Genomic DNA, 25,232 nt, shown 5'->3' on the forward strand with positions numbered 1-25,232 from the left:
TCAAATCAGTTTGATACGCATAGGGAAAGCAAGGTTGCGCGGGCGGGTTGTGCCAAACATGTACGCGCCGCTTGGCGAGACTGGGGTTAACGATGACGTGGTGACCGTATAGATGCCCGTCCACTCCGCATTGGCCGAAGGGTCATAGCCATACTCCGCCGCGCCCTGTGAGGCCGTCGGCGCCAAGGCGGTCGCCCCTTGGCCGCCGGACGGGTAGTCCGCGACAATCAGCGAACCACGCTGGCGACTGCCGGCCGCGCGGGCCACATCCACACCGCGCCCTTCATCCAGCGCCCGCAGGAACTCACCACGCAGCTCCGGCATGCGGAACGAGTTAGTACCGTCACCGCTGGTCCAGGCACCTTCCATGCCTACGCGCTGGGCCTCGGTCACGATCAAACCGGACTGCTGGGCGTGGTCCCACAGCCAAGGCCACTCGGCGCGGTTCAGCAGTGAACCGTTGGGTACCCCCCAACCACCCGGGCTTATTGCAGTAGTCGTCTCGAAAATCGGTCGACCCAAGGCCGTGCCGTCCAGACGGTCCAGAGGCAGCCACGCACCGGCGCCATCGCTACGCAAATGCCAGAAGTCACCAGCGCCCATCAAGACGAAGAACGCATAACCCGTCGCACGCAAGTGGGTGTGAAACCTGACCGTTTCATCGCTGGCGGCCTGGACCGTCAGGCGATTATCGCTGCTATCGATGCGCTGTACGCGCACATCCATGGGCCTGTTGGCCGGCGGCAAGGTGATGGTCACGGCACCCGCCGAGGCATCTACCAGCAGCACACCGGTTTCATGGGGTGCAAGTACCTTGCTTGTGGTAATTGGGGCGTTGTTCAGCCCACGCAATGCGAGCAGGCCGCGCTCCAGTTCGGCCAGGTCATCGGCGCGACTCATTGATCAATCCTCGCTTGTTCAAGAAATGCGGGCGGCTCAGGGCGGTCCGAAGATACAGGGAAAGCTTCGGATTGCGGCCAGTCGCGCAGTTGCTGCATGTACACCAGCAATCCGCTGAACTGCTCAGGTGTCAACGTGCTGCCCGCGCCGATTTCCAGCTGGTCGCGGTGGCGATCACGCAGCCAGACCAACGCCGTCAACGCGGTGTCACGCCACACTCTCTCCTCGGCGAACAGTGCAGCCTGCAAATCATCCGGCGATGGCACCTGAACCGCCCAAAGCCCGCCTTCCTGCGCAACATGCTCGGGCGATGGACGCTGTCCCTGCATCACAACCCAACCTTGCGGACATTCACCGCCAATCTGCTGACAACTTCCGCCCAGTTCTGCGTAGACAGTCATGCAATCACCCCTTTCAATTTCCAAATGAGCACACGGCATGGCAACGGTGATACGAGAGACGTTGCACCTATTACAAACGGGGACCCGCCATATGCATTGGGATAGACGAGGGTATCGAGCCCTGTCTGGACAACGATTGAATTGCCCATCTGATTCGCCCTTACCCCATGCGCCACTCGTGAACTGGCACTATAGGTATGATCCCCGAACTCAGCATTGGCCCACTCGCCGTTGTAGAGCACCTGCGCCATACAAATCACGTGATGATCGGGGAATGGGTTCGCCTCGACATAGCGGCTGTTGATCGCAACATTGCCCGGAGCGGCCTTGCTACCGCCTGCCGGATACAACACTGCAAACGCAACACTGTTCTGCAACTCAGACATCTGCAGAGCTAATGCAGCAATGTCTATTTGCCCCTGATTGACAGGCGCACTCCACGCCTTGATGCACCACATCACCGCCAGGTTGCGCGAGCGCGTTTCCGACCCAGTCCGAGCTCCAGGCGATGCCGCCGAATCAAACTCAAGGTCTTTCGGCCAAGATCCGCCCCCGGATGTGGTGTGAGACTGGACGTTGCTGCCACTCTTTTTCAGCGCGCCCTCACCGGCACCGAAAGCGGTGCCGGAGTTAATGTTATCCAGCCTGCCAGTGATGCGTTGCATCTGGTCAAGCTGAGCGCTTCCCAACGTCCGTCCAGGATCGATCCCGCGTCCATGATCCCAGCCACGCAAGAATTCACCGCGCGAGTCAGGCAAGCGGAAGAACCCGACCTCCTCGGTGCCGGTATTGAACGTCGAGCCAAGGTAAGCAGCCAGGTCCGGATAGCACGCTGCGCTCTGCGCACTGCCATCGACCTCCAGGAACCCCAGCGGCACCGTACCTTTGGGGAACGGCAGCATGGTGCCAACCGGGAGTGCTGAGGCCGTCTTCACCAACATATCCATTTCGGCCTTGGTGTACGTGTCGACCGCCTGGAATGTGCCGAACGACAGGATCTCCACCGCCTCCCCCATGCCACAAGGAGCACGGAAGGTGATCTTCTGGCCATCCGCCAGGTAGTCGGTCACTTCCCGGCCATTACGCAGGACGACGGTGCTCCCTATCGAATGCGGGGCATTGAACACCGTTTGCCCCAGCGAGGCCGCAAACGAAAACCTTTCAAAAGCCCGGCCGCTGCTGACACCGCCCCCCAGCTGGAAGTAAGTGCCGTCGTAGTTCAGGTCATAGAGCGCCCCGGCGCGCACATCACCGCCGGCCAGGTCGACCAGGCCGCCGGGGCCGGCCTTCTTCACCGCCACCGCCGGTCGGCCATTGATGCGTGCCGTTACCGCGCCAGTGTTGGTGGCGACGGCCTGGAACTGGAAGCGCTGGCCAGCCGCGTAGGTAGGTAGCGCGGCCTCGCTGCTCTTGAGCGTCAACACCAGGGCATCTGCCGTGCCGTTGGCCGCGCCGAGCCAAGCCAGCGGCCCGGCGTCCTTGGCCACATCGGCGCGGCGCAGGTATTGCGGATGCGGGTCGGTGGCTTCGACGTGGGCCTTGAGCTGATTGCGTGCATAAAGCTCGGCCGCTTCGCGGGCCTTGTCGACGTAGTCGCGGGTGGCCAGGACGATGCTCGGGTCGATCTTCAAGGTGACGTTGGCCAGGTTGCCGAACACCACGTGCATGCGGATGGTCTGGGTACGCCCCGAACCTTGCGCCAGCAGTGGCTTGTAGCTCGGCGCCGGCTTGGCCACGGCAATGAAGTTGCCGTTGGCGTCTTCCAGCGCCAGTTCACGGATCCACCAGCCGCCGGTCTCCGGCGGCAGCACCAGCTCGGCCACCAGCACGCCGGGGTCGGCAGGCGACTGGTAGAGCGCGTTGAGTTGCGCACGGTAGACCTGGCGCACCAGCGCATTCTGAGTTGGTTTCGGTGTCGGGTCGGGGGTTTGTGAGGGTTCGCCGCCGGCATCGCCGATCAGCATGTGGGTGATGTTCCAGGGCAGCCCCAGCGCGGCAGTGTTGGCCTGCTGGGCGATGCCGACGTTGGTCAGGAACCCACCGAATTGGGTGGTTGAGTTAGCCATTAAGATAGATGTCCAGTATGTCCAGAGTGGTTTCGTTCACCCAGTGCGCAGCGCCCAGGTGCACGTCGATGTCCGCCGCTTCCCAGGGGTACACCTCGAGCAGTTCGCCCTCGTTTAGGGCAACCGCCTGGTAGGCCGGCAGCAGGCTTTCGAGGCTGATATCGAGGCCGATGAGGTGGCGGCTGACCGGCTTGGCGTCGTCGATCAGGCGGCTCAGTTCCTGGTAGGTCTGCTCATCGATACCGGCTTCCTCCACCCCCACCTTGAGGGCGAAGGTGCCGGGTACGCCGACCGGCTCGAGTTGCCACCATTCGCGCACCTCGATCAGGTAGCCGAAGGGCTCGACCACCCGCCGCAACGCGCCGAGCGTGCCCTTGTGGGCATGCACGAAAAACGCCGAGCGGATCACCGATCGCTTGATCGTCTCGCTCCAGCTGTCGTCCCAGCGGTCGACCGACCATGCCCAGGCCAGTTGGTAAAGCAGATGCGCCGGGCAACTGTCGGGGTTGTACAAGCTGCGCAGCCCTGCCTTGAGGTCTTCGTCGGCGGCCGCCTCGAGGGCGCGTTCAAGGGGTGTGCGGTTGAGCGGCAGAAGGCTTTGCATGTCAGCCTCCGCGCTTGAGGTCGAAGCCGCTGCACCAGGCCGCCTGCGCCTTGCTCGGCTGCAGGTCGGCCCAGCCGATCAGCTCGACCCGGCTGACGCCGTCGATGTGCAGCAGCGCGTCGATACCCGAGCGCGCTACCTCAACGCCCAGGCGCCGTCGCGGGTTGATCGCACATTCAAGGCGCCGTCGACACTCGGCGAGGATCGCTTCGTACTCCGGGCCGCTGCCGGCCATATGCAGCACGGCATCGATGCGATACGGCAGTATCTCGGCACTGCGCACCACCACCCGGTCAGCGACCGGACGAATGTCGTCGTCGTTGAGGTAGCTGGCCACTTCGGCCAGCAGTGCCGGGCTGGCGGTACCGTCGCCGTCCAGGCTCAGTACGGTGATGTCCACCACGGCTGGCGACGCGCTTTCGGCCGTGGCATCGGCAACCTGCCCCGAGGCATTGCGGGCATGCAGGATGTAGCTGTTGCGCGGGCCGGCGGTGGTCAGGCCTTCATAGACCAACTGCACCCGCTCGCGCAGGGCGTCGTCGGACTCGAGCAACGCTTCGGCAGGAGGCGAGGCGGTTGGGTCCGCGGCCTGGATGACCAGGCGTTGCAGGCTGACGTTGCCGGCCAGCTGCTCCAGGTCGCTACCTTCGGCGTAGGCCAGCAGCAGCGCCTTGGCCGCGTCGTTGATCCGCGCCCGGTTGAGCAGCTTGCGGTAAGCCCCGACTTCCAACAGCTTGGTGACCGGGTCGCTCTCCAGCAAGGCGTTCCAGCCGTCGCCCAGGCGGCTTCGGAAGGTGTCCAGGTCTTCCTGGTAGATCGCCTCGAAATCGAGGTCTTCGAGCACCTGGGGTGCCGGCAGCCTGGACAGGTCGACCTGGCTCATACGCTCACCTCCAGCAGTGCGTCGTCGCCCAGGTAACGGCCGCTCAGGGCCAGGCTGACCTGGCCGTCGAGCACCGCCACCACCCGCACCCGTTCAAGCGCCAGGCGCGGCTCCCAGCGCCCAAGGGCCCGGGCAACTTCGGCCTGCACGGCGCTCTTCCAGCCGTCGTTCACCGGCAGGTCGACGTAGCGACGCAACTGGCTGCCATAGTCGGGGCGCATGCGCCGGCTGCCGAGGGGGGTGGAAAGGATGTCTTCGATGGATTGGCGAAGGTGGGCGATGCCGCTCAGGGGCTGCCCCGTACGGCGGTCCAGGCCGATCATGGGGCACCTCCCGACGCAGGCGCATCCCGTTCATGAATATGCATGGCGTTCTCTACCTGTAGAAGAGCGTGATGGCGTGCGCAAAGCTGCGCACTCTGGTCGCTCGCAGGCGATCGCGCAGGGCTCGAGGCCTTGGCATGATTCAAGGTGCCGCAGCGCGGGCACTTGATCTGCAGTTCAGTGAAATCGCCCGTGCGGGCGAGCAGTCGCGCGCAATGGCCGCAGCGCAGGTCTTTGAGCATGGGCTTGCCTCCCTGGCATCGATTAGGTGGGCTCAGTGCTTGTGATTGGCGGTGTTGCCGGCGGTATCGATGATCCGACCGCCGCCGTTGATGTCACCGCTGACCAGCAGCGGGCCATCGATGGCGACATTGCCAGTGAGGGTGATGGACGTGGCATCCAGAGCGATGGACGTGGCCTCCAAAGTGATGGCCGACGTCTCGAGTGTGATGCCGGCATCGCTGACCTGCAGTGTGCTGGCGCCCACCTTGATGTTGGCGTTGCCCTTGGGCAGCTGGATGTCGTAGCGGCTGGCCTGCCAGTCGTAGCTCAGCGAACCGCCATCGTCGAAACGCCAGATCTCGACATGATCGCGGTTGTCCGGCGCAGCCCCGGCATTGCCATACAGGCCCGGCACGAAGGTGCCTTGCGCGGGCTCGCCACTGGGGCTTACCAGGACCCCCTGTTCATCCAGGCTTGGCACCCGCCAGTGGCGGGCCTTGCCGGCAGCCAGTGCGTGCCAGCGCACCCAGGTGCTGGTCCAGCCACCGCCGTCACTCACACGCACCCGGGCAGCGGCCAGGTCCACCGCCACTACCCGACACGGGATCACCAGCGCGGCCAACATGCGATCGTGCATGGCACTGGCGTAACTCATGCCAGATCCTCCGGGTTGATATAGCGGCCTTCGTTGCCCGGCCCGGTCTCAGGCTCAAAACCCAGCACCAGGCTGCCCGGCGGCTGGTCAGGCCACTCCCAGCGTGGCTCGCCCAACAGCACCGGCTGTTCCCAGCGCACCTTCCACTGGGCCCCGAGGTACTGGGCCTGGACGTTGCGGGTCGCCTCGACGAACTCCAGCCCCCAGAGTTGCTGGCGCAGCAGGTCCATCAATTGCGCTGCCAGTTCGCTGCCTTGCAGCCGAGCATCCGTGCTGGCCGTGTCAGGGGTGATATCGGCCTCGAAGGTGATCGCCAGTACCGAACGGCCATCCCGAGGCGCGGCGTCGGCGACCATGCTGACGATGCCATGGCGCAGGGCCGGTAACGCCGTGTTGCTTCCTACAGCTGCTTGCGCCTCTACCGACGCAAGATCCGGTATCGCCTCACGAATGGTCTGGGTCAGCGTCGTTTGCAACATCGCCAACTGGCTCATGCATCCTCCTTCCAGGGTTGATCACCGTTGATCGGTTCGCGCAAACCCAGACGCTTGGCGGCCCATCGTTCATAGAGACCGATGGCCACATCAGCGCCTGCCATGGCCGTCAGGCAACCAAAGGCGCTGGCGCTCCATATCGACATGCCCGTTGCATACAGCAGCATGACCGTTGAAACCCCGCAGACCATGCAGGCCCCGGATCGCAGCGCCAGCCGCCTGATCAGCGACCAGCCTCGGGCACCGGCCTTGTCGGCGCGCCACATTTCGCCGCTGAGGCCGCCCAGCAATGCCAGGACGATCACCAGCCAGAGCGGCATTTCCAGCAACGTCTGTTGCTCGTTCGTCACTGTCCTGTACTCCTTGTGTGATGCCCGCCGGCGACATGCCGGCGAACGGATGGTTGTTGCCTTCGGCATTCCAAAAAGCCCGGCTTGCAGGCCTTTCAGTAATGCGTTGGCGAACCGCTGGCCACGACTGGTGACGCCGCGCGGTTCCGCTTCAAATTGGTGTCTCCGACCGCGGCCACCTGCCCGCCGGATAACTGATCGTGGTGCTTTACGCTGCACACCCGGGCCAGTTGCCAACCCTCTGAACAGTTGAGGCCTGTTCATCGCTGCCTGTGTAACAACCGGTTGCTGACCGGCTTGAGACACAGGTTATGCATCAATGCATATGCAGTCAATGCATTTGTTCAAACATTTATGCATTCACTTTTGCCTAAATGCATGAAGGGCTTGTTGGACGTGGGGTGTAGGGCTTTTCTGCAGACGAAAAAAAACCCGCCTAAGCGGGTTTTCGTCGGGAATCAAGGTGGGTCAGCGTGCGTACATGCCCCACCAGAACACGTGGCCCAGCAGACTGATCTGCTCGTCCTGCATCTGCTGGAAGCTGTAGTCCTCGTCAGGGTGCTCATCACGGTTGAAGCTGCGCAGACGGATGCCAGTGGGCAACCGGTAGACCTGCTTCACCCGCAGCTGGCCGTTGTGGTTGATGGCGTAAAGATCGCCATCGATGATATCGCCGATGGTGCACCTGCCGGTGTTGACCCCTACCGTAGCGCCGTCACGCAGCACCGGCAGCATGCTGTTGCCGCGTACCGTCACGCACTTGGCATGATCGAATTGCACGCCGTTGTGGCGCAGGCTGCGTTTGCCGAAGCGCAAGCGTGCGTGCTCGCTTTCTTCGATGACGAATCTTCCTGATCCTGCTGCCAACTCGACCTCACGAAGAAAAGGAACAGACACCTCGTCATCCTCGACGGGGGTTTCATCGTCCCACAGGCTGATATCGCTCAGCGCCGCATGCGCCTCGGTGCGTGGCGCCGCTTCACGGGTGTCGCCCAGTTCGGCACGGCCGCGCAGTTGATCGGTGCTCACGCCGAAATACTCGGCGATCTTCGACACGTGTTTGTCGGACGGGTCGACGATCTTTTCGCTGAGAATGCGCGAAAGCGTGGATTGCGGGATGCCCGTGCGCCGGTGCAGCTCTGTCGGGGACAGGCCGTGGCGTTCGAGCAGCGCTTTAAGAGTGGAGGCTACGTTGCGTTTTTGCATAGCGTGCATAATGCCGCCCACCCAAGGTAAATGCAATCACTCCGCGGCGCGTAGTTTTGCCCCACCCATACGCCCTGCAGCAGGCGTAAAAAGCCTGTACCATTACGCGTTTCGCAATTTGCCACCAGACCACCCGCTGTAAGGCCCTGAATGTCTGATCTCTCCGCACACACCCCGATGATGCAGCAGTACTGGAAGCTGAAGAACCAGCACCTGGACCAGCTGATGTTCTACCGCATGGGCGATTTCTACGAGATCTTCTACGAAGATGCGAAGAAAGCCGCGAAACTGCTGGATATCACCCTGACCGCCCGCGGCCAGTCGGCGGGCCAGTCGATCCCCATGTGCGGGATTCCGTTCCATTCGCTGGAAGGCTACCTGGCCAAGCTGGTCAAGCTCGGCGAATCGGTGGTGATCTGCGAGCAGATCGGCGACCCGGCCACCAGCAAGGGCCCGGTGGAGCGCCAGGTGGTGCGCATCATCACCCCCGGCACGATCAGCGACGAGGCCCTGCTGGACGAGCGCCGCGACAACCTGATCGCCGCCCTACTGGGCGATGAACGCCTGTTCGGCCTGGCGGTGCTGGACATCACCAGCGGCAACTTCAGCGTGCAGGAAATCAAGGGCTGGGAGAACCTGCTGGCGGAGCTTGAGCGCATCAACCCGGTCGAGCTGCTGATCCCCGATGACTGGCCCCAGGGCCTGCCGGCCGAGAAGCGCCCAGGCGCTCGTCGCCGTGCACCATGGGACTTCGACCGTGATTCGGCGCGCAAGAGCCTGTGCCAGCAGTTTGCAACCAAGGACCTCAAAGGTTTCGGCTGCGACAAGCTGACCCTGGCCATCGGCGCCGCCGGTTGCCTGCTGACCTACGCCAAGGAAACCCAGCGCACTGCCCTGCCGCACCTGCGCAGCCTGCGCCACGAGCGCATGGACGACACCGTCATCCTAGATGCCGCCAGCCGCCGCAACCTGGAGCTGGACATCAACCTGGCCGGTGGCCGCGACAACACCCTGCAGTCGGTGCTGGACCGTTGCCAGACCGCCATGGCCAGCCGCCTGCTGACCCGCTGGCTGAACCGCCCGCTGCGCGACCTCAAAGTACTCAAGGCGCGCCAGGACTCGATCCGCTGCCTGCTCGACGGCTACCGATTCGAAAAGCTGCAGCCGCAGCTCAAGGAGATCGGTGACCTCGAACGCATCCTGGCGCGTATCGGCCTGCGCAACGCCCGCCCGCGTGACCTGGCGCGCCTGCGCGACGCCCTCGGCGCCCTGCCCGAGCTGCAGAACGCCATGGCTGAGCTTGAGGCGCCGCACCTGGCGCGTCTGGCCGCGATCACCGGCACCTACCCCGAACTTGCCGGCATGCTAGAGCGGGCGATCATCGACAACCCGCCCGCGGTGATCCGCGACGGCGGCGTGCTCAAGACCGGTTACGACAGCGAGCTCGACGAGCTGCTGGCGATGAGCGAGAACGCCGGCCAGTTCCTCATCGACCTGGAAGCCCGCGAGAAAGCCCGTACTGGCCTGGCCAACCTCAAGGTCGGCTACAACCGCGTACACGGCTATTTCATCGAATTGCCGACCAAGCAGGCCGAGCAGGCACCGGGCGATTACATTCGCCGCCAGACGCTCAAAGGCGCCGAGCGCTTCATCACCCCTGAGCTCAAGGCCTTCGAGGACAAGGCGCTGTCGGCCAAGAGCCGCGCCCTGGCTCGCGAGAAGATGCTCTACGACGCCCTGCTCGAAACCCTGATCGGTCACCTGGCACCGCTGCAAGACAGCGCTGCCGCCCTGGCTGAACTGGACGTACTGAGCAACCTCGCAGAGCGCGCGCTGAACCTGGACCTGAACTGCCCCAGCTTCGTCGACGAACCCTGCCTGCGTATCGAGCAGGGCCGCCACCCGGTGGTCGAGCAGGTGCTGACCACGCCGTTCGTGGCCAACGACCTGGGCCTGGACAACAGCACACGCATGCTGATCATCACCGGCCCGAACATGGGCGGTAAATCCACCTACATGCGCCAGACCGCCCTGATCGTGCTGATGGCCCATATCGGCAGCTTCGTGCCGGCAGCCCGTTGCGAGCTGTCGCTGGTCGACCGCATCTTCACCCGTATCGGCTCCAGCGACGACCTGGCCGGCGGGCGCTCGACCTTCATGGTCGAGATGAGCGAGACCGCCAACATCCTGCACAACGCCACCGACCGCAGCCTGGTGCTGATGGACGAAGTGGGCCGCGGCACCAGCACCTTCGACGGCCTGTCGCTGGCCTGGGCCGCCGCCGAGCGCCTGGCCCAGTTGCGTGCCTATACGCTGTTCGCCACGCACTACTTCGAACTGACCGTGCTGCCGGAGAGCGAGCCGCTGGTGGCCAACGTGCACCTGAACGCCACCGAACACAATGAGCGCATCGTTTTCCTGCACCACGTGCTGCCTGGCCCTGCCAGCCAGAGCTACGGCCTGGCCGTGGCGCAACTGGCGGGCGTGCCGGGGCCGGTGATCCAGCGTGCCCGTGAGCACCTGGGCCGCCTGGAAACCACCAGCCTGCCCCATGAAACGCCGATTGCCAGCAAGAGCAAGGGCGAGCCGGGCGTGCCGCACCAAAGCGACCTGTTCGCCAGCCTGCCACACCCGGCCATCGAGAAGCTGGGTAAGCTGGAGCTGGACGACATGACGCCGCGCCAAGCTATCGAAATGCTATATCAACTGAAGAACCTGTTATAACGGCCACCCACACAAGCTGGTAGAATCCGGCGCGGTTCGCGAGCGCTGCAGGTTATTAGCCTGGCCTGCAGCCACCACCGTGAACCGCGCTGCCCTGGAAGGAAGGGCAAGCTGCCGTCGCCTGAGGAGAGAATTAGAAATGACCTTCGTCGTCACCGACAACTGCATCAAATGCAAATACACCGACTGCGTGGAAGTCTGTCCGGTGGACTGCTTCTACGAAGGCCCGAATTTCCTGGTGATTCACCCGGACGAGTGCATCGATTGTGCACTCTGCGAGCCAGAGTGCCCGGCCCAGGCCATCTTCTCTGAAGACGAAGTGCCTTCCGGCATGGAGAACTTCATCGAGCTGAACGCCGAGCTGGCGGAGATCTGGCCGAACATCACCGAGCGCAAGGACGCTCTGCCCGACGCTGAAGAGTGGGACGGCAAGCCAGGCAAGATCGCCGATCTGGAGCGCTGATCGTCCAGATGCAAAAAAGGCCCTTAATGGGCCTTTTTTCATTTTCAGCGGGCAAAAAAAAGGGGCGGTTTGACCCGCCCACATTTTTTCCGTAGTCCCTGTATATCCCACTCATCGTCCTGATGAATCGCTTCCTGCGATGTCCTGGCACTCATCCTGAGCACCTGTGCCTGTCCGTCGGCACAGTTCGAATACTAGCGATTCCCACGGCGCCGGCAAGCGACGAATCTCTCAAGAGATTTCAGGCGCAACAATCGTTAACATCGAAAAATATCTTTATATTCAGCCACTTAGAAAAAGTACGTCAGTGGAAACGACATTGATTTACTAACCCCTACAACGATTACTTACATCACAAGTAAGCGATCGCTTACACGCGATAGCACAAGGGTAGATAACTAAACATTTAGCCTGGGTGAACAAAAACGCCCCGAGATTATCGGGGCGTTTTTTTGCGGCGACGTCAGTGCTACTGGAACAAGGACTCGCTGGACAAACCGTTCTTCTCGAGGATCTCGCGCAGGCGCTTGAGGCCCTCGACCTGGATCTGCCGCACCCGCTCACGGGTCAGGCCGATCTCCAGGCCCACGTCCTCCAGGGTACTGCTTTCATGGCCGCGCAAGCCGAAACGACGCACGACGACCTCACGCTGCTTGTCGGTCAACTCGCCCAGCCACTGGTCGATGCTTTGCGACAGGTCATCGTCCTGCAACAACTCGCAAGGGTCGGTGGGGCGGTCATCGGTGAGCGTATCCAGCAGCGTCTTGTCGGAATCCGGACCCAGCGAGACGTCCACCGACGAAACCCGCTCATTGAGACCGAGCATGCGCTTGACCTCGGCTACCGGTTTCTCCAGCAGGTTGGCGATCTCTTCTGGTGACGGCTCATGGTCGAGCTTTTGCGTCAGCTCCCGCGCAGCACGCAGGTAGACGTTGAGCTCCTTGACCACGTGAATCGGCAGGCGGATGGTGCGGGTCTGGTTCATGATCGCCCGCTCGATGGTCTGGCGGATCCACCAGGTGGCATAGGTCGAGAAGCGGAAGCCGCGTTCGGGGTCGAACTTCTCCACCGCACGAATCAGGCCCAGGTTGCCTTCCTCGATCAGGTCGAGCAGCGACAGGCCACGATTGACGTAACGACGGGCGATCTTCACCACCAGGCGCAGGTTGCTTTCGATCATGCGCTTGCGCCCTGCGGGGTCGCCCTTCTGCGACAGGCGCGCGAAATGCACTTCTTCCTCTGGCGAGAGCAGAGGCGAGAAGCCGATTTCGTTGAGATACAGCTGGGTGGCATCGAGCGCCCGGCTGTAATCGATGTACTTGTGCTGCTTGAGCGATGCGCTCTGTTTCGACTTGGTCCGAACCGAAGGTACAGCAGGTTCGTCTGACACCACATCCGTTTCCAAAACGATGCCTGTCTCCATCAGGAGCAGGTCGTCGTCGATGTCAAACTCCGGCACTTCTTTACTGAGAGCCATTGTTATAGTCCTTTGCTGAGTTCGAACTCAGACTCGAGCGTCACCTTTCCGTGGTAGCGCTGGAGCCTGTCCCCTCTACGTCGGAGGAACAGGCTGGGACAAAGATCAACGGCGTGGCAGGAACTGGAGTGGGTCGACGGGTTTACCCTGGCGGCGAATCTCGAAATGCAGCTTCACCCGATCAGTGCCCGTGGATCCCATCTCTGCGATCGTCTGCCCTGCCTTGACCTGCTGCCCCTCCCGAACCAAAAGCCTGCGGTTGTGGCCGTAGGCACTGACGTAGGTATCGCTGTGCTTGATGATGATCAGCTCGCCGTAGCCCCGCAAGCCACTCCCCGCGTAAACCACTGCACCATCAGCGGCAGCAAAAACAGGCTGTCCCAAATCACCGGCGATATCAATGCCTTTATTCAAACTGCCGTTTGAAGCAAATTTTCCAATCAGCACGCCGTTCGCCGGCCACGTCCAGCCGCCAACGGCGCGCTCTGCGGCGGGCACCTGGGCAACCGTTTGCGAGGAAGACGAAGACGCCGAAGTGGCCGATTTGCCATTGCTCGCCGGCGGCGGCGGGGTACCGACCGGGCGGCGGATGACTGTGGTCTTACTCGACGAAGATGGGCTGCTGGTGACCACCGTGGTACTGCCACCGGCACCACTGCTGAAGCGAATCGGCTGGCCCGGACGAATGGTGTAGGGCGGGGGAATATTGTTGCGCGCCGCCAACTCCTTGTAATCCCAGCCGTAGCGGAAGGCGATGGAGAACAGCGTGTCGCCGGGTTTGACCACGTACTGCCCAGAGGTGACAGCCGGGCGCTTGGGCGCGGCATTGTTGCGGTCGACCACCCGCGCACCGCTCGAGCCGGTACTGGAGCAGCCGGCCAACAGGGTTCCCATGGCCAGCGCAATCACCACAAGCTTCAAAACCGATCGTTCCTTGCGCTGCCCAATGCCTGTGTGACCCACCCGCGCTCCCCTCATGGTGCCGAAAGATGACGATGCAAAATGCAATAATGTTGCAATTATAACCGAGCCGCCTCGCTTGGGGTGGCCCGTAGTGAACCGGCGAACGCCAGATACCCCGCCAGATAGACAGGGCCCGGCCGCGGGAATTCGCTGCTGGCGCAAATATTCCGTGTTTTGTCAGGCCAACGGGCCGTTGAGCAACGGCACGAAGCGCACCGCCCCCAGCACGCGGCGCGAGAAACCGTGCTCTTCGCGGACGATCAGCATCAACTGCTGCACCTCCCCTGCCGGCCCGACCGGGATGACCATGCGCCCGCCGGGTGCCAGTTGGTCAAGCAGTGCCTGGGGCACCTCCGGCGCCACGGCGGTGACGATGATGCCGTTGTACGGCGCCAGCGCCGGCCAGCCTTCGCAGCCATCGCCCCAGCGAAACACCACATTGCGCAGGTTGAGCTCGACCAGACGCTCCTTGGCACGGTCCTGCAGGACCTTGATGCGCTCCACCGAGAACACCCGCTCCACCAACTGCGCCAGGATCGCGGTCTGATAGCCCGAACCGGTGCCGATCTCCAGCACCTTGTCCAGCGGACCGGCCTCCAGCAACAGCTCACTCATGTGCGCAACCATGAAGGGTTGCGAGATGGTCTGGTTGTGGCCGATCGGCAACGCGGTGTCTTCGTAGGCACGGTGCGCCAGGGCCTCGTCGACGAACAGGTGGCGCGGGGTACGGCGAATCGCGTCGAGCACCTGGGTATTCGACACGCCTTCCTCGCACAAGCGCTGGATCAGCCGCTCCCGGGTACGCTGTGAGGTCATGCCGATACCTCGGCGCATCAGATCGTCCTGTTCGCGCATCAGAGCACGCCCTCCAGCCAGCCCTCGAAGCGCTCGAAGGCGTCATTGAAGGTGCGGTCCAGCTGCAACGGGGTGATCGACACATAGCCCTGCATCACCGCGTGGAAGTCAGTGCCCGGCCCACCATCCTCGGCATCGCCGGCCACGGCGATCCAATAGCCTTCCTTGCCCCGCGGGTTGACCACCTTGGTCGGTGCCGCCGCGCGTGCTCGATGCCCCAGCCGGGTGAGCTGGATGCCGCGGATATGCTCCAACGGCAGGTTGGGGATGTTGATGTTGAGCACGGTGCGTGGCGGCAGCTCCAGGCGTGCCTGCGCCTCGACCAGGCGACGGGCGATGTAGGCCGCCGCCGGCAGGTTGTCGGTTTGCCGCGAGAGCAACGAGAAGGCCAGTGACGTTCCACCCAGGAAGCGCCCTTCGAGCGCAGCCGCGACCGTGCCGGAATACAGCACGTCATCGCCCAGGTTGGCGCCCAGGTTGATACCCGACACCACCATGTCAGGGGTATGCGGCAACAGGCCGTTGAGCCCCAGGTGCACGCAGTCGGTCGGCGTGCCGTTGAGGCTGATGAAGCCATTGGCCAATGTCTGCGGGTGCAGGGGCCGGTCCAGCGTCAGCGAACTGCCGGCGCCGCTCTTGTCTTGATCCGGGGCAATCACCGCGCACTCGGCGTAATCCGCCAGCGCAGCATGCAGCGCGGCGAGGCCTGGTGCGGTAACACCGTCGTCATTCGAAATCAGAATACGCATGGGCTGTCCGTCTGCCCTGCCGGCACCAGATCGACGAGTTCGCGCACCACCACGGTGGCGAAGCATCCGGCCGGAAGGACGAATTCCAGTTGCAGGATATCAGGCTCGGGATAATGCCACGTCAGCCGCCCAATAGGGAGCCGCAGGATGCGTCGTTCGTGATCCATGCCCGCACGCGCCAGCCATTGGCACAGTGCCGGATGCTGTTCGGCGATGGCCGATTCGATCGCCAGCGTGGCGCCACTGCTCGGGGCATCGCCTTCGCCCCACAGCGGGCCGGTGGGGTGCAGGTCGAGAATGGCCAGGCGCGGATCGCTGCACTCGGCCTCTCCCGCCGGGAAGAAGCTGCGGCTGTCGGTGAAGGCCAACAAGTCGCCGACCTGGGCGCGCTGCCAGCTGCCATCGGCCACGCGCGCGGCCAGCACCTGGTTGAACAGGTAGCTGCGCGCCGCCGAGAGCAACCGCGAACGTAGGTTGCGTTGCTCCGGCAACGCCTGGCGCGCCGCCCATTCCTGGGCATCGTGAACGTTGCCACCGGCATGGCCGAAACGTTGGCCACCGAAGTAGTTGGGCACACCCTTTTGCTTGAGTTGCTCGAGGCGCGCATCGAGGGCCTGGTGGTCGGCCTGCAGCGCGGTCAGGCGCAGCGTGAAACCGTTGGCCGCATGGGCGCCACGCTGCAGCTTGCGCTGGTGGCGTACCTGCTTGAGCACACGCAGGGATTCGTCTTCGGCACGGGACAGGTCAGGGTCGGCCTTGCCCGGCAGGTGCAGGCTGAACCATTGGCGGGTCAGGGCCTGACGGTCCTTGAGGCCGGCATAGCTGATCGAGCGCACTGGCACGCCGGCGGCGCGCGCCAGGCGGCGGGCGGCTTCTTCGGTATTGAGGTCACGCTTCTCGACCCACAGCCACAGGTGCTCGCCCTGGCCGGACAGCGGGATGTCGAGCACTTCGTCGACCTGGAAATCTTCGGCCACCGCCTTGAGCACTGCAGTACCCAGGGCGTCACCCGAGGCACGCGGCCCCAGCAGTTGCAGTTCGTTCATACCGGCAGCAACAGGGCAACCGCGTGAACGGCGATCCCCTCCTCACGGCCGGTGAAGCCCAGCTTTTCTTCGGTGGTGGCCTTGACGTTGACCTGGTCGAGCTCGACCTGCAGGTCTTCGGCGATGCGCTGGCGCATGGTTTCGATATGCGGGGCCATTTTCGGCGCCTGGGCGACGATGGTGGCGTCGACGTTGCCGACCTTCCAACCCTTGTTGCGCACCACACCCAGCACATGGCGCAGCAGCACGCGGCTGTCGGCGCCCTTGAACTGCGGGTCGGTGTCCGGGAAGTGCTTGCCGATGTCGCCCAGCGCCGCAGCGCCAAGCAGGGCATCGCTCAGGGCATGCAGCAGCACGTCACCATCGGAATGGGCCAGCAGGCCGTATTTGTGGGGGATACGCACCCCGCCCAGGGTAATGAAATCACCGTCGGCGAAACGGTGGACATCGTAGCCATGGCCAATACGCATAGAAAAACGCCCTGATTGAGACAGGGCGTGATTCTACCTGCTTTCATGCAGTCTTGGGGCTGCTGTGCAGCCCTTCGCGGGTGAACCCGCTCCCACAAGGAACGCTGCAAGCCGAGGGCTGCAGATACCCTGTGGCAGCGGGTTTACCCGCGAAAAAGCCAACACCATGCTGCCAGGTCAAACCCTGCCCAGTGCCACCGCATGATGGCGCAGATGCTCATCGATGAAGCTGGCGATGAAGTAGTAGCTATGGTCGTAACCCGGCTGCAAACGCAGGGTCAGCCCATGCCCACCCTTGCGGGCGGCCTGCTCCAGCGCCTCTGGCTTGAGCTGTTTTTCGAGGAAGTCGTCGCGATCCCCCTGGTCCACCAGCAGCGGCGGGCATTCACCCGCCTCGGCCAGCAACACACTGGCATCCCACTCGCGCCAGCGCGCCCGGTCTTCGCCCAGGTAGCGGCTGAAAGCCTTCTCGCCCCAAGGGCAGTCCATCGGGTTGCTGATTGGCGAGAACGCCGACACCGAGCGGTAACGCCCCGGGTTGCGCAGGGCGCAGACCAGCGCGCCATGCCCGCCCATGGAGTGGCCACTGATGCTGCGCTGATCGGACGCAGGGAAGTGCGCTTCGATCAGTGCCGGTAACTCGTCCACCACGTAGTCGTGCATGCGGTAGTGCTGAGCCCAGGGCTGCTGGGTGGCGTTGAGGTAGAAGCCGGCCCCCAGGCCGAAGTCCCAGGCGCCCTCCGGATCACCCGGCACCCCTTCGCCACGCGGGCTGGTATCAGGGGCGACGATGATCAGCCCAAGCTCCGCGGCCAGACGCTGGGCGCCGGCCTTCTGCATGAAGTTCTCGTCGGTGCAGGTCAGGCCGCTGAGCCAGTACAGCACCGGCAGCTTCTCGCCCTGCTCGGCCTGGGGCGGCAGGTACACGGCGAACACCATGTCGCAACCGAGCACCTTGGAACTGTGCCGGTAGCGCTTGTGCCAGCCGCCGTAGCTTTTCTGGCAGGAGATGTTTTCCAGCGTCATGGCAGGGGCCTCAGAAGTGGATAACGCTACGGATGCTCTTGCCTTCGTGCATCAGGTCGAAGGCCTTGTTGATGTCTTCCAGGCCCATGGTGTGGGTAATGAAGGTATCCAGCGGGATCTCGCCCTTCTCGGCCATCTCCACGTAGCTCGGCAGCTCGCTGCGGCCACGCACGCCGCCGAACGCCGAACCGCGCCAGACGCGGCCGGTGACCAGCTGGAACGGACGGGTGGCGATTTCCTGGCCGGCACCGGCCACGCCGATGATCACTGACTCGCCCCAGCCCTTGTGGCAGCACTCCAGCGCCGCACGCATCAGCTGCACGTTGCCGATGCACTCGAAGGAGAAGTCCACGCCGCCGTCGGTAAGGTCGACGATGACTTCCTGGATCGGGCGGTCGTAATCCTTCGGGTTGATGCAGTCGGTGGCGCCCAATTGGCGGGCGATCTCGAACTTGGCCGGGTTGATGTCGATGGCGATGATGCGCGAGGCCTTGGCCTTGACCGCACCGATCACCGCCGACAAGCCAATGCCGCCCAGGCCGAAGATGGCCACGGTGTCACCCGGCTTGACCTTGGCGGTGTTGAGCACGGCACCGATGCCCGTGGTGACGCCGCAGCCGAGCAGGCAGACCTTCTCCAGCGGCGCTTCCTTCTGGATCTTGGCCACGGAGATTTCCGGCAGCACGGTGTACTCGGAGAACGTCGAGGTACCCATGTAGTGGAACAGTTGCTGGCCCTTGTAGCTGAAACGGCTGGTGCCGTCGGGCATCAGGCCCTTGCCCTGGGTGGCGCGGATCGCCTGGCACAGGTTGGTCTTGCCCGACAGGCAGAATTTGCACTTGCCGCATTCCGGGGTGTACAGCGGGATCACATGGTCACCGACCGCCACCGAGGTGACGCCCTCACCTACCGCCTCGACGATCGCCCCGCCCTCATGGCCGAGGATCGACGGGAAGATGCCCTCCGGGTCGGCACCGGACAGGGTGTAGGCGTCGGTGTGGCAGACCCCGGAGGCGACCACGCGCAACAGCACTTCACCGGCCTTGGGCATGGCCACGTCAACTTCGACGATTTCCAGGGGTTTCTTGGCCTCGAAGGCTACGGCAGCACGGGACTTGATCATCATGGGTCTCCAGACAGAGTGTCGATATCAGTCTCGCAGTGTAATTCATGCCTATTTGATGAATAATCCGGCCAACTAAAAAACATTATTGCCATACAGGGATAATCCATGAGCAGTCGCTGGGAAGGCATCGACGAGTTCGTCGCCGTCGCCGAATCAGGCCAGTTCACCGCGGCCGCCGAGCGCCTGGGGGTGTCCTCGTCCCATATCAGCCGGCAGATCGCCCGCCTTGAAGAACGCCTGCAGACCCGCCTGCTGTACCGCAGCACCCGGCGGGTGACCCTGAGCGAAGCCGGGCAGACCTTCCTCCAGCACTGCCAGCGCCTGCAGGATGGCCGTGAAGAGGCGCTGCGCGCCATGGGCGATCTGGCCAGCGAACCCAAAGGCTTGCTGCGCATGACCTGCGCCGTTGCCTATGGTGAGCGGTTCATCGTGCCGCTGGTGACGCGGTTCATGGCGCAGTACCCGCAATTACGGGTCGAAGTGGAACTGAGCAACCGCACCCTCGACCTGCTGCATGAAGGCATGGACATGGCGATCCGCCTGGGCCGCCTGCAGGACTCGCGACTGGTCGCCACGCGCCTGGCGCCTCGGCGCATGTACCTGTGCGCCTCGCCCGCCTACCTGGAGCGTTATGGTCGCCCCCACAGCCTGTCGGAACTGGCGCGGCACAATTGCCTGATCGGCAGCTCCGACCTGTGGGCGCTGCAGCAGGATGGGCGCGAATTCAGCCAGCGGGTGCAGGGCAATTGGCGTTGCAACAGCGGGCAGGCGGTGCTGGATGCGGCGCTGCAGGGGATGGGCTTGTGTCAGCTACCGGATTATTACGTGCTGGAACATCTGCACAGCGGCGCGCTGGTGTCGTTGCTGGAGGGGCACCAGCCACCGAACACGGCGGTGTGGGCGCTTTATCCGCAGCAGCGGCATCTGTCGCCGAAGGTGCGACGGTTGGTGGACTATCTCAAGGAAGGGTTGGCGCTGTTGCCGGAGTATCGCCAGGGCTGAAGATAGCGGCTGGTTGTACTGGCCTCTTCGCGGGTAAACCCGCTCCCACAGGATTTCACCGCACCTGAAGTCAGTGACAGTCCTGTGGGAGCGGGTTTACCCGCGAAGAGGCCATTACAGGCAGATGACCTTTAGCGGCGAGTCGCCCAGCGCTGACGCAACCACTCCAGGTCTTCCGGCCGGGTCACCTTGATGTTGTCGCTGCGCCCTTCGATCAGCCGTGGCGCGTAGCCGGCCCACTCGATGGCGGAGGACTCGTCGGTGACCGCCACATCCGACACCAGGCACTCGGCCAGCGCCCGGTGCAGCATCCCCAGACGGAACATCTGCGGCGTATACGCCAGCCAGACAGTACTGCGGTCCACCGTGGCACTCACCCGGCCATCGGCGCCGGCACGCTTGAGGGTGTCCCGCGCCGGGACCGCCAACAAGCCACCCACGGCGTCATCGGCCAACTCGGTCAACAACCGGTCCAAGTCGCTACGTGCCAGGTTCGGCCGCGCCGCATCGTGCACCAGTACCCAGTCGTCGTCCGACGCACCCTGGGCATGCAGCAACAGCAAGGCATTGAGCACCGAGTCGGCACGCTCGTGCCCGCCCGGGGCACGCTGGATGCGCCCATCGCTGGCACAGCGCAGGCCGGGCCAGTACGGGTCTTGATCGGCAATGCTGACCACCACGCCCTTGAGCGCAGGATGGCCTAGAAAACAGTCGAGGCTATGCTCGAGGATGGTCTGCCCGCCCAACTGCAGATACTGCTTGGGCCGGTCGGCAGCCATGCGGGCACCAACGCCCGCGGCGGGAATCACGGCCCAGAAGGCCGGCAATTGCTGAGTCATTTTTGCGGCAACTGGTAGAGGGTTTCGCCCTCCTTGACCATCCCCAGTTCATGACGAGCCCGTTCTTCCACGGTCTCCATACCTTTCTTCAGCTCCAGGACCTCCGCATCGAGCACGCGATTACGCTCCAGCAGCCGTTCGTTCTCGGCGTGCTGTTCGTCAATCTGCTGCTTGAGCTCGGTCACTTGCGCCAGGCTGCCATTACCCACCCAAAGGCGATATTGCAGGCCGCCGAGCAGCAGGAGCAGAACGAGAAACAACCAATAGGGACTGCGCATGAAGATATCCAGGGTATAAGGCCGCCGCAGCGAGCTTCCGATAGCACGAAGCCTGGCCGAGGCCAGGCTTCGTCGACAGAAACCCGTGTGAAGCATCTGAACATTCAGTACGAATGTTCAGGCTGCCTCGGCTGCTGCCTTTTTACCATCTCTTGCTCAGCCGCGAAACTCGGCGCGGCCACGGTAGACGGCCTTGGCACCCAGTTGCTCTTCGATACGCAGCAGCTGGTTGTACTTGCTGACGCGGTCGGAGCGGCACAGCGAGCCGGTCTTGATCTGGCCAGCAGCGGTACCAACGGCCAGGTCGGCAATGGTCGAGTCCTCGGTTTCACCCGAACGGTGCGAAATCACCGCGGTGTAGCCGGCGGCCTTGGCCATCTGGATGGCTTCCAGGGTTTCGGTCAGCGAGCCGATCTGGTTGAACTTGATCAGGATCGAGTTACCGATGCCCTTCTCGATGCCTTCCTTGAGGATCTTGGTGTTGGTAACGAACAGGTCGTCGCCCACCAGCTGGACTTTCTCGCCGATCTTGTCGGTGAGGATTTTCCAGCCAGCCCAGTCGGACTCGTCCAGGCCGTCTTCGATCGAGATGATCGGGAAACGCTCGGTCAGGCCTTTGAGGTACTCGGCGAAACCTTCGGCGTCGAACGACTTGCCTTCACCGGACAGGTTGTACTTGCCGTCTTCGTAGAACTCGGAAGCGGCGCAGTCCAGGGCCAGGGTCACGTCGGTGCCCAGCTTGTAGCCGGCTTTTTCGACGGCTTCGGCGATGGCGGCCAGGGCGTCTTCGTTGGAAGCCAGGTTCGGCGCGAAGCCACCTTCGTCACCGACGGCGGTGTTCAGGCCACGGGCCTTGAGCACGGCTTTGAGGTGGTGGAAGATTTCGGTGCCCATGCGCAGGCCGTCGGAGAAGGTCTTGGCGCCAACCGGCTGCACCATGAACTCCTGGATGTCGACGTTGTTGTCGGCGTGCTCGCCGCCGTTGATGATGTTCATCATCGGAACCGGCATGGAGTACTGGCCCGGGGTGCCGTTGAGGTTGGCGATGTGCGCGTACAGCGGCAGGTCCAGGTCCTGGGCGGCAGCCTTGGCGGCAGCCAGGGAAACAGCCAGGATGGCGTTGGCGCCCAGCTTGGCCTTGTTCTCGGTACCGTCCAGCTCGATCATGGCGCGGTCCAGGGCCTTCTGGTCAGCCGGATCCTTGCCCAGCAGCAGTTCGCGGATCGGGCCGTTGATGTTGGCGACGGCCTTCAGCACGCCCTTGCCCAGGTAACGGCTCTTGTCGCCATCACGCAGCTCCAGCGCTTCGCGCGAGCCAGTGGAAGCACCCGACGGCGCGCAGGCGCTGCCGATGATGCCGTTGTCGAGCAGCACGTCGGCTTCCACGGTGGGGTTGCCACGGGAATCGAGAACTTCACGACCTTTGATGTCGACGATCTTTGCCATTGTTGTAAGCACTCCAGAATTGACGAAACTAACGCAACTTTTGGGAATTCTTGCCGTTCACCAGGCGACATGGCACGGGCAGGCCTGGCGAAGGGAGCCCCTGACCGATAGGTCAGGGGGTGGAACGGGCGGTACTTTACCCGAGAAATGAGCTTTACGCGGTTTCTACCGTCGGAAAACTTTTCACCAGGTCGTCCAGCTGCTTGAGCTGGGCGAGGAACGGTTCCAGCTTGTCCAGGCGCAGGGCGCACGGGCCGTCGCACTTGGCGTTGTCCGGGTCCGGGTGGGCTTCGAGGAACAGCCCGGCCAGGCCCTGGCTCATGCCGGCCTTGGCCAGGTCGGTGACCTGGGCACGGCGGCCACCGGCGGAGTCGGCACGGCCGCCCGGCGTCTGCAGCGAGTGGGTGACGTCGAAGAACACCGGGTACTCGAACTGCTTCATGATGCCGAAGCCGAGCATGTCCACCACCAGGTTGTTGTAGCCGAAACTCGAACCGCGCTCACACAGGATGAGCTGGTCGTTGCCGGCTTCGACGCACTTGGCGAGGATGTGCTTCATCTCGTGAGGCGCAAGGAACTGCGCCTTCTTGATGTTGATCACCGCGCCGGTCTTGGCCATCGCCACCACCAGGTCGGTCTGGCGCGACAGGAAGGCCGGCAACTGGATGATGTCGCACACCTTGGCCACCGGTTCGCACTGGTAGGGCTCGTGCACGTCGGTGATCACCGGCACGTTGAAGGTCTGCTTGATCTCTTCGAAGATCTTCAAGCCTTCTTCCATGCCCGGGCCACGGTATGAGGCCACCGACGAGCGGTTGGCCTTGTCGAAGCTGGCCTTGAACACGTACGGGATGCCGAGTTTCTCGGTCACCCGCACGTACTCCTCGCAGACCTTCATTGCCAGGTCACGGGATTCCAGGACGTTCATGCCGCCGAACAGGACGAACGGCTTGTCGTTGGCGATCTCGATGTTACCGACGCGAATGATCTTCTGAGTCATGGATCAGGCCTTGTTCTTCTGTGCCAGGGCTGCCTTGACGAAGCCGCTGAACAGCGGGTGGCCGTCACGTGGCGTCGAGGTGAACTCTGGGTGGAACTGGCAGGCGACGAACCATGGGTGGTCCTTGGATTCGACCACTTCCACCAGCGCGCCGTCTTCGGAACGACCCGAGACCACCAGGCCGGCATCGACCAGTTGTGGCAACAGGTTGTTGTTCACTTCGTAGCGGTGACGGTGACGCTCGGTGATGATGTCCTTGCCGTAGCAGTCGTGCACTTTCGAGCCCGATGCCAGCTGGCAGTCCTGTGCGCCCAGGCGCATGGTGCCGCCCAGGTCGGAGGCTTCGGTACGGGTCTCGACCGCGCCGGTGGCGTCTGCCCACTCGGTGATCAGGCCGACGACCGGGTGGCCGCTGTTGCGGTCGAACTCGGTGGAGTTGGCGTCTTTCCAGCCCATCACGTTACGGGCGAACTCGATCACGGCCACCTGCATGCCGAGGCAGATGCCCAGGTACGGGACCTTGTTCTCACGGGCGTACTGCACCGCGGTGATCTTGCCTTCCACGCCGCGCAGGCCGAAACCGCCCGGGACCAGGATGGCATCGGCGCCTTCGAGCAGGCTGGTGCCCTGGTTCTCGATGTCTTCGGAGTCGATGTAACGCAGGTTGACCTTGGTACGGTTGGTGATGCCGGCGTGGCTCATCGCTTCGATCAGCGACTTGTACGCGTCCAGCAGCTCCATGTACTTGCCGACCATGGCGATGGTCACTTCCTGCTCAGGATTGAGCTTGGCATCGACCACCTTGTCCCACTCGGACAGGTCGGCGCTGTTGCACTGCAGGGCGAAGCGCTCGACGACGAAATCGTCCAGGCCTTGTGCGTGCAGTACGCCAGGGATCTTGTAGATGGTGTCGACGTCTTCCAGCGAAATCACCGCACGCTCTTCGACGTTGGTGAACAGCGCGATCTTGCGACGCGACGAGGCATCGACCGGGTGGTCGGAACGGCAGATCAGCACGTCCGGCTGCAGGCCGATGGAGCGCAGCTCCTTGACCGAGTGCTGGGTCGGCTTGGTCTTGGTCTCACCGGCGGTGGCGATGTACGGCACCAGCGTCAGGTGCATCAGCATGGCGCGCTTGGAGCCCACTTCGACGCGCAGCTGGCGGATGGCCTCGAGGAACGGCTGCGACTCGATGTCACCCACGGTGCCGCCGATCTCGACCAGCGCGACGTCGGCATCGCCGGCGCCCTTGATGATGCGGCGCTTGATTTCGTCGGTGATGTGCGGGATGACCTGGATGGTAGCGCCCAGGTAGTCACCACGGCGCTCTTTGCGCAGCACGTGCTCGTAGATACGGCCGGTGGTGAAGTTGTTGTTCTGGGTCATCGTGGTGCGGATGAACCGCTCGTAGTGGCCCAGGTCGAGGTCGGTCTCGGCGCCGTCGTGGGTGACGAATACTTCACCGTGCTGGAACGGGCTCATGGTGCCCGGGTCGACGTTGATGTACGGGTCCAGCTTGAGCATGGTGACTTTGAGCCCCCGCGCTTCCAGGATGGCCGCCAGGGAAGCCGAGGCAATGCCTTTCCCCAATGAAGAAACAACACCGCCCGTGACGAATATGTAGCGCGTCATGAAAAACCCTAGAAGTCTGCGTTAAGGCGGCA

General features: G+C 63.3%; 26 protein-coding genes and 1 pseudogene. 3 read left to right on the top strand and 24 right to left on the bottom strand.

The annotated features are described in order from the left end of the window. From LOY51_RS20745 to LOY51_RS20795, 11 genes and pseudogenes are all read right to left on the bottom strand, one after another. Positions 1-900 (bottom strand): phage tail protein, encoded by a 900-nt coding sequence (locus LOY51_RS20745; protein WP_258642865.1) that lies wholly within the window; start codon positions 898-900, stop codon positions 1-3. Further along, a complete protein-coding gene (locus tag LOY51_RS20750) occupies positions 897-1,301 on the bottom strand; it encodes a phage tail assembly chaperone (protein ID WP_258642867.1) in 405 nt (134 codons plus the stop codon). The genes LOY51_RS20745 and LOY51_RS20750 overlap by 4 nt, the downstream gene beginning before the upstream one ends. Continuing rightward, complete coding sequence (locus LOY51_RS20755; protein ID WP_258642869.1) at positions 1,298-3,367, bottom strand: phage tail-collar fiber domain-containing protein; 2,070 nt, start codon at positions 3,365-3,367, stop codon at positions 1,298-1,300. Before LOY51_RS20755 ends, LOY51_RS20750 begins: the two co-directional genes overlap by 4 nt. Further along, entirely contained in the window at positions 3,360-3,971 is a 612-nt protein-coding gene (locus tag LOY51_RS20760) for a phage tail protein I (RefSeq protein WP_125465184.1), read from the bottom strand. The genes LOY51_RS20755 and LOY51_RS20760 overlap by 8 nt, the downstream gene beginning before the upstream one ends. Position 3,972: 1 nt before the next feature. After that, positions 3,973-4,854, bottom strand: a complete 882-nt coding sequence (locus LOY51_RS20765; protein ID WP_258642872.1) for a baseplate assembly protein — start codon at positions 4,852-4,854, stop codon at positions 3,973-3,975. Continuing rightward, the gene (locus LOY51_RS20770) at positions 4,851-5,177 is read right to left on the bottom strand and encodes a GPW/gp25 family protein (protein WP_125465187.1); all 327 of its coding nucleotides are present in this window, start codon (positions 5,175-5,177) and stop codon (positions 4,851-4,853) included. Before LOY51_RS20770 ends, LOY51_RS20765 begins: the two co-directional genes overlap by 4 nt. Before the next feature lie 95 nt (positions 5,178-5,272). Further along, positions 5,273-5,419, bottom strand: a pseudogene (locus LOY51_RS20775) (Com family DNA-binding transcriptional regulator); the annotation flags it as partial. Positions 5,420-5,451: 32 nt separating this feature from the next. Further along, complete coding sequence (locus LOY51_RS20780; protein ID WP_125859875.1) at positions 5,452-6,054, bottom strand: phage baseplate assembly protein V; 603 nt, start codon at positions 6,052-6,054, stop codon at positions 5,452-5,454. Beyond that, positions 6,051-6,548, bottom strand: coding sequence for a hypothetical protein (locus LOY51_RS20785; RefSeq protein ID WP_125859877.1), 498 nt, complete (start codon positions 6,546-6,548; stop codon positions 6,051-6,053). The genes LOY51_RS20780 and LOY51_RS20785 overlap by 4 nt, the downstream gene beginning before the upstream one ends. Continuing rightward, on the bottom strand, positions 6,545-6,898 hold the full coding sequence (locus LOY51_RS20790; protein WP_125465192.1) for a phage holin family protein: 354 nt from the start codon (positions 6,896-6,898) through the stop codon (positions 6,545-6,547). Before LOY51_RS20790 ends, LOY51_RS20785 begins: the two co-directional genes overlap by 4 nt. Before the next feature lie 468 nt (positions 6,899-7,366). Continuing rightward, a complete protein-coding gene (locus LOY51_RS20795; protein WP_110992390.1) occupies positions 7,367-8,113 on the bottom strand; it encodes a LexA family transcriptional regulator in 747 nt (248 codons plus the stop codon). Positions 8,114-8,254: 141 nt separating this feature from the next. Between LOY51_RS20795 and mutS the strand changes: the two genes are divergently transcribed. After that, positions 8,255-10,828: a DNA mismatch repair protein MutS gene (gene mutS, locus LOY51_RS20800; protein ID WP_125859881.1), complete on the top strand. Its 2,574-nt coding sequence runs from the start codon at positions 8,255-8,257 to the stop codon at positions 10,826-10,828. A gap of 139 nt (positions 10,829-10,967) precedes the next feature. Beyond that, on the top strand, positions 10,968-11,291 hold the full coding sequence (fdxA, locus tag LOY51_RS20805) for a ferredoxin FdxA (RefSeq protein ID WP_003252355.1): 324 nt from the start codon (positions 10,968-10,970) through the stop codon (positions 11,289-11,291). 469 nt (positions 11,292-11,760) lie between these two features. Here the strand turns inward: fdxA and rpoS are convergent, their stop codons facing one another. The 8 genes from rpoS to LOY51_RS20845 all read right to left on the bottom strand — a co-directional run bounded on the left by rpoS (position 11,761) and on the right by LOY51_RS20845 (position 19,000). Next, positions 11,761-12,768 carry an RNA polymerase sigma factor RpoS gene (rpoS, locus tag LOY51_RS20810; protein ID WP_110992393.1) on the bottom strand — a complete coding sequence of 336 codons (1,008 nt, stop codon included), beginning with the start codon at positions 12,766-12,768 and terminating at the stop codon, positions 11,761-11,763. 105 nt (positions 12,769-12,873) lie between these two features. Then, positions 12,874-13,731 carry a peptidoglycan DD-metalloendopeptidase family protein gene (locus tag LOY51_RS20815; protein WP_125465194.1) on the bottom strand — a complete coding sequence of 286 codons (858 nt, stop codon included), beginning with the start codon at positions 13,729-13,731 and terminating at the stop codon, positions 12,874-12,876. Positions 13,732-13,908: 177 nt separating this feature from the next. Next, positions 13,909-14,547 carry a protein-L-isoaspartate(D-aspartate) O-methyltransferase gene (locus LOY51_RS20820; protein ID WP_189654577.1) on the bottom strand — a complete coding sequence of 213 codons (639 nt, stop codon included), beginning with the start codon at positions 14,545-14,547 and terminating at the stop codon, positions 13,909-13,911. A gap of 38 nt (positions 14,548-14,585) precedes the next feature. Beyond that, positions 14,586-15,335 (bottom strand): 5'/3'-nucleotidase SurE, encoded by a 750-nt coding sequence (gene surE, locus LOY51_RS20825; RefSeq protein ID WP_110992396.1) that lies wholly within the window; start codon positions 15,333-15,335, stop codon positions 14,586-14,588. After that, complete coding sequence (gene truD, locus LOY51_RS20830; protein WP_125859883.1) at positions 15,323-16,381, bottom strand: tRNA pseudouridine(13) synthase TruD; 1,059 nt, start codon at positions 16,379-16,381, stop codon at positions 15,323-15,325. The genes surE and truD overlap by 13 nt, the downstream gene beginning before the upstream one ends. Then, positions 16,378-16,851: a 2-C-methyl-D-erythritol 2,4-cyclodiphosphate synthase gene (gene ispF / locus LOY51_RS20835; RefSeq protein WP_125465197.1), complete on the bottom strand. Its 474-nt coding sequence runs from the start codon at positions 16,849-16,851 to the stop codon at positions 16,378-16,380. The genes truD and ispF overlap by 4 nt, the downstream gene beginning before the upstream one ends. Positions 16,852-17,028: 177 nt before the next feature. After that, the gene (gene fghA, locus LOY51_RS20840) at positions 17,029-17,877 is read right to left on the bottom strand and encodes an S-formylglutathione hydrolase (protein WP_258642876.1); all 849 of its coding nucleotides are present in this window, start codon (positions 17,875-17,877) and stop codon (positions 17,029-17,031) included. A gap of 10 nt (positions 17,878-17,887) precedes the next feature. Further along, positions 17,888-19,000: an S-(hydroxymethyl)glutathione dehydrogenase/class III alcohol dehydrogenase gene (locus LOY51_RS20845; protein WP_125861402.1), complete on the bottom strand. Its 1,113-nt coding sequence runs from the start codon at positions 18,998-19,000 to the stop codon at positions 17,888-17,890. 108 nt (positions 19,001-19,108) lie between these two features. Between LOY51_RS20845 and LOY51_RS20850 the strand changes: the two genes are divergently transcribed. Further along, positions 19,109-20,005, top strand: a complete 897-nt coding sequence (locus LOY51_RS20850; RefSeq protein ID WP_125465199.1) for a LysR substrate-binding domain-containing protein — start codon at positions 19,109-19,111, stop codon at positions 20,003-20,005. A gap of 131 nt (positions 20,006-20,136) precedes the next feature. On the opposite strand, the gene ispD is transcribed toward LOY51_RS20850, so the two are convergent. From ispD to pyrG, 5 genes are all read right to left on the bottom strand, one after another. After that, a complete protein-coding gene (gene ispD / locus LOY51_RS20855; RefSeq protein WP_258642878.1) occupies positions 20,137-20,844 on the bottom strand; it encodes a 2-C-methyl-D-erythritol 4-phosphate cytidylyltransferase in 708 nt (235 codons plus the stop codon). Further along, on the bottom strand, positions 20,841-21,122 hold the full coding sequence (ftsB, locus tag LOY51_RS20860; protein ID WP_110992403.1) for a cell division protein FtsB: 282 nt from the start codon (positions 21,120-21,122) through the stop codon (positions 20,841-20,843). Before ftsB ends, ispD begins: the two co-directional genes overlap by 4 nt. Positions 21,123-21,278: 156 nt before the next feature. Beyond that, the gene (gene eno, locus LOY51_RS20865; RefSeq protein WP_125859888.1) at positions 21,279-22,568 is read right to left on the bottom strand and encodes a phosphopyruvate hydratase; all 1,290 of its coding nucleotides are present in this window, start codon (positions 22,566-22,568) and stop codon (positions 21,279-21,281) included. Positions 22,569-22,722: 154 nt separating this feature from the next. Further along, the gene (gene kdsA, locus LOY51_RS20870) at positions 22,723-23,568 is read right to left on the bottom strand and encodes a 3-deoxy-8-phosphooctulonate synthase (protein WP_258642880.1); all 846 of its coding nucleotides are present in this window, start codon (positions 23,566-23,568) and stop codon (positions 22,723-22,725) included. A 3-nt stretch (positions 23,569-23,571) separates the two neighbouring features. Continuing rightward, positions 23,572-25,200, bottom strand: coding sequence for a CTP synthase (gene pyrG / locus LOY51_RS20875; RefSeq protein WP_110992406.1), 1,629 nt, complete (start codon positions 25,198-25,200; stop codon positions 23,572-23,574). Between the last annotated feature and the right edge of the window lie 32 nt (positions 25,201-25,232).

This window comes from Pseudomonas sichuanensis (genome assembly GCF_024749065.1).
Classification (GTDB): domain Bacteria; phylum Pseudomonadota; class Gammaproteobacteria; order Pseudomonadales; family Pseudomonadaceae; genus Aquipseudomonas; species Aquipseudomonas sichuanensis.

Excerpts from the sequence above, each read along its gene's own strand:
- ispF (WP_125465197.1), bottom strand. The coding sequence starts at position 16,851 with ATGCGTATTGGCCATGGCTACGATGTCCACCGTTTCGCCGACGGTGAT.
- LOY51_RS20845 (WP_125861402.1), bottom strand. The coding sequence starts at position 19,000 with ATGATCAAGTCCCGTGCTGCCGTAGCCTTCGAGGCCAAGAAACCCCTG.
- LOY51_RS20820 (WP_189654577.1), bottom strand. The coding sequence starts at position 14,547 with ATGACCTCACAGCGTACCCGGGAGCGGCTGATCCAGCGCTTGTGCGAG.
- LOY51_RS20795 (WP_110992390.1), bottom strand. The coding sequence starts at position 8,113 with ATGCACGCTATGCAAAAACGCAACGTAGCCTCCACTCTTAAAGCGCTG.
- kdsA (WP_258642880.1), bottom strand. The coding sequence starts at position 23,568 with ATGACTCAGAAGATCATTCGCGTCGGTAACATCGAGATCGCCAACGAC.
- LOY51_RS20755 (WP_258642869.1), bottom strand. The coding sequence starts at position 3,367 with ATGGCTAACTCAACCACCCAATTCGGTGGGTTCCTGACCAACGTCGGC.
- rpoS (WP_110992393.1), bottom strand. The coding sequence starts at position 12,768 with ATGGCTCTCAGTAAAGAAGTGCCGGAGTTTGACATCGACGACGACCTG.
- pyrG (WP_110992406.1), bottom strand. The coding sequence starts at position 25,200 with ATGACGCGCTACATATTCGTCACGGGCGGTGTTGTTTCTTCATTGGGG.
- LOY51_RS20750 (WP_258642867.1), bottom strand. The coding sequence starts at position 1,301 with ATGACTGTCTACGCAGAACTGGGCGGAAGTTGTCAGCAGATTGGCGGT.
- LOY51_RS20850 (WP_125465199.1), top strand. The coding sequence starts at position 19,109 with ATGAGCAGTCGCTGGGAAGGCATCGACGAGTTCGTCGCCGTCGCCGAA.
- LOY51_RS20760 (WP_125465184.1), bottom strand. The coding sequence starts at position 3,971 with ATGCAAAGCCTTCTGCCGCTCAACCGCACACCCCTTGAACGCGCCCTC.
- ftsB (WP_110992403.1), bottom strand. The coding sequence starts at position 21,122 with ATGCGCAGTCCCTATTGGTTGTTTCTCGTTCTGCTCCTGCTGCTCGGC.
- ispD (WP_258642878.1), bottom strand. The coding sequence starts at position 20,844 with ATGACTCAGCAATTGCCGGCCTTCTGGGCCGTGATTCCCGCCGCGGGC.
- fdxA (WP_003252355.1), top strand. The coding sequence starts at position 10,968 with ATGACCTTCGTCGTCACCGACAACTGCATCAAATGCAAATACACCGAC.
- LOY51_RS20785 (WP_125859877.1), bottom strand. The coding sequence starts at position 6,548 with ATGAGCCAGTTGGCGATGTTGCAAACGACGCTGACCCAGACCATTCGT.
- mutS (WP_125859881.1), top strand. The coding sequence starts at position 8,255 with ATGTCTGATCTCTCCGCACACACCCCGATGATGCAGCAGTACTGGAAG.
- truD (WP_125859883.1), bottom strand. The coding sequence starts at position 16,381 with ATGAACGAACTGCAACTGCTGGGGCCGCGTGCCTCGGGTGACGCCCTG.
- fghA (WP_258642876.1), bottom strand. The coding sequence starts at position 17,877 with ATGACGCTGGAAAACATCTCCTGCCAGAAAAGCTACGGCGGCTGGCAC.
- eno (WP_125859888.1), bottom strand. The coding sequence starts at position 22,568 with ATGGCAAAGATCGTCGACATCAAAGGTCGTGAAGTTCTCGATTCCCGT.
- LOY51_RS20765 (WP_258642872.1), bottom strand. The coding sequence starts at position 4,854 with ATGAGCCAGGTCGACCTGTCCAGGCTGCCGGCACCCCAGGTGCTCGAA.
- LOY51_RS20770 (WP_125465187.1), bottom strand. The coding sequence starts at position 5,177 with ATGATCGGCCTGGACCGCCGTACGGGGCAGCCCCTGAGCGGCATCGCC.
- LOY51_RS20780 (WP_125859875.1), bottom strand. The coding sequence starts at position 6,054 with ATGAGTTACGCCAGTGCCATGCACGATCGCATGTTGGCCGCGCTGGTG.
- LOY51_RS20745 (WP_258642865.1), bottom strand. The coding sequence starts at position 900 with ATGAGTCGCGCCGATGACCTGGCCGAACTGGAGCGCGGCCTGCTCGCA.
- surE (WP_110992396.1), bottom strand. The coding sequence starts at position 15,335 with ATGCGTATTCTGATTTCGAATGACGACGGTGTTACCGCACCAGGCCTC.